Here is a 2,132-nt window from a genome sequence, read left to right on the forward strand (position 1 = left end):
GCGCAGATCATCACTCCGTCCGGCAAAACCTTGACGGTCAAGCTCGACAAAGCCGAGCCCGGGGTCTTCCTCGGCAGCGTCGAGACCAGCGAGATCGGGCTCTACCAGGTCGCCAATGGCGACCTCACCGCGCTCGCCCATGTCGGGCCGGTCAACGCACCGGAATTCGCCGACGTCATTTCCACCGAAAACCGGCTGAAGGCGCCGGCGGAAGCCACCGGCGGCAGCGTGCGCCGGCTGGCGTCTTCCACAGGCCTTGGCAGCGACGTGACGCTGCCTTCCATCGTGCCGGTGCGCTCGGCTGGTGCCGCATCCGGCAGCGACTGGATCGGCCTGCGCACGACAGACGACAGCGTGCTCAAAGCCGTCTCGCGCGTGCCGCTGTTCGGCGGCTTCCTCGGCCTCGGCCTGCTGCTTCTGGCAATGGGTTCGATGTGGTACCGCGAGGGACGGTAGCGCGGCGCTCTTTTCCCTTCTCCCTTGTTGTGGGAGAAGGGAAAGCCCCCTGCTCTACTCCTCCGGCTCCGTCGTGAACATCAGCGGATAGCCCTTGGCCTTGCCGGCATCGGTGGCGCGCGTCGCCTTGGTCTCGGCGACATCCTTGGTGAACACGGCGACGACGCAGACGCCACGCCGATGCGCAGTGATCATCACCCGGTGCGCTTGGTCTTCGCTGAGTTTGAACTCGCCCTTCAGCACCGTCACCACGAATTCGCGCGGCGTGAAATCGTCGTTGATGAGGATGACCTTGTAGAGTTTTGGCCGTTCGACTTGCGGCTTGATCTGGGTACGCGGTTTTGTGGTAATTTCAGGCATCGGAACCGACAGTTTTGCGTAAGCGATGTGACCGCCATTCTGGCACCGGTGAAAACGGTCGTCCATTTTGATCGACGCGCGAAACCGGTGTCCGCCGACGCGGCCATTCATAATCATGTGGGAAAGTGTCGGTTGCCGTTCAACGGCCTTGGCGGCCGAACATGCGACGGCCGGGAATCTGCCGCACGGCCGCAGCGGGCGGTATATCGGACCGAAAACGGTTTCCGCCGGCATCCGCCCGGCGTTCCAGCCAGGTCGCGATCAGCCACGCGGCGACGCAGATCAACGTCGCGCCGGTCAGCACGACCAGCAGCCAGGTCTGTGCCGGCGTTATGTAGTCCCAGTTGGTGGAAATCGCCGGAGCGAACAGCGAAGGCTCGGTGCGTCCGCTGGCCGGATCGGGGACCGGGCTGGCGGTGAACAGGATAAGCACTCTGGCGAGGCCGGTGGCAACCAGACCGCCGATCACCATCGAGCGCAAAATGGACGAAAGCCGCTTCTTCATGCGGATTGTCCTACACGGCCGGCGTTGCAAACGGGTTAAGTGTCAGTCGAGGCGGAAGCTGCCGGTGCCAGACTTCGCCAAAGATCAGTTGAACCCATCGACCGCTGCATCGCCAATGTCAGGGCTTCAGCGGCTCGGACAGGAAGAAGGCCGCTCCAACCGAAACCAGCTGGAGCGGCCTTGGTCAACAGGCCGGCATTTTATGCCGGACCTTATCAGGTCTTCGGGGCGTCCTTCTTGACGGCCTTCTCAGCAGCCTTCTTGTGCTTCTTGACGGTCTTCTTGACGACCTTCTTCGGAGCAGCCTTGGCCGGAGCGGCAGTCGCCGGAGCGGTGGTCGTCGAAGCAGCCGGAGCAGCGGTCGTGGTGGCGGCGGCGTTGCCGAGAGCCGGCATCGCGAAAGCGAGAGCGACGGCGAGACCGGTTGCGGAGAGGATGGACTTTTTCATGGCTTCGTTTCCTTTTTATGCGGGTCAAGTTTCGGAGCGTTACTGAACCGGGTCGTTCGGCGTCACTCCAAGCAGCTTCAAAGCATTGGCGAGCATCCGGATGCCCTGTGCCTGTTTCTTGGCGGCGCAGTACCGGTTGCCCTTTCTCTGAAGTGCCTTTGCCGCGGTGACCTGCGTTGCCGTGGCATGGGTTTCGAGGGCTTCATCAAATTGGTGGCTGAGATTGGCGCACCGTTCGCTCCGGGTTGTGAGCGTCGCCTTTGCGTCCGATTGTCCGACAGCGGCAGTGACCAGGCAGAAGCCCAGCAACGCACCCAACAAACTGATCGACAACCTTGGCATCGGTTTATCCGTAAACCCGG

The 2,132-nt window shown here is 62.5% G+C and carries 4 protein-coding genes and 1 pseudogene; 1 reads left to right on the forward strand and 4 read right to left on the reverse strand.

The window, feature by feature from the left end:
* Positions 1 to 456: pseudogene (locus ENZ74_RS30050) on the forward strand (hypothetical protein); the annotation flags it as partial.
* Positions 457 to 510: 54 nt separating this feature from the next.
* Here ENZ74_RS30050 and clpS read toward each other — a convergent pair.
* From clpS to ENZ74_RS30070, 4 genes are all read right to left on the reverse strand, one after another.
* On the reverse strand, positions 511 to 816 hold the full coding sequence (gene clpS, locus ENZ74_RS30055) for an ATP-dependent Clp protease adapter ClpS (RefSeq protein ID WP_013529964.1): 306 nt from the start codon (positions 814 to 816) through the stop codon (positions 511 to 513).
* A 139-nt stretch (positions 817 to 955) separates the two neighbouring features.
* Entirely contained in the window at positions 956 to 1,321 is a 366-nt protein-coding gene (locus tag ENZ74_RS30060) for a hypothetical protein (RefSeq protein ID WP_063168852.1), read from the reverse strand.
* 215 nt (positions 1,322 to 1,536) lie between these two features.
* A complete protein-coding gene (locus ENZ74_RS30065) occupies positions 1,537 to 1,770 on the reverse strand; it encodes a hypothetical protein (protein ID WP_013529962.1) in 234 nt (77 codons plus the stop codon).
* A 39-nt stretch (positions 1,771 to 1,809) separates the two neighbouring features.
* Complete coding sequence (locus tag ENZ74_RS30070; RefSeq protein WP_024504541.1) at positions 1,810 to 2,112, reverse strand: hypothetical protein; 303 nt, start codon at positions 2,110 to 2,112, stop codon at positions 1,810 to 1,812.
* Positions 2,113 to 2,132 lie beyond the last annotated feature (20 nt).

The sequence above is a fragment of the Mesorhizobium sp. M7A.F.Ca.CA.002.15.2.1 genome, from assembly GCF_003998715.1.
Classification (GTDB): domain Bacteria; phylum Pseudomonadota; class Alphaproteobacteria; order Rhizobiales; family Rhizobiaceae; genus Mesorhizobium; species Mesorhizobium ciceri.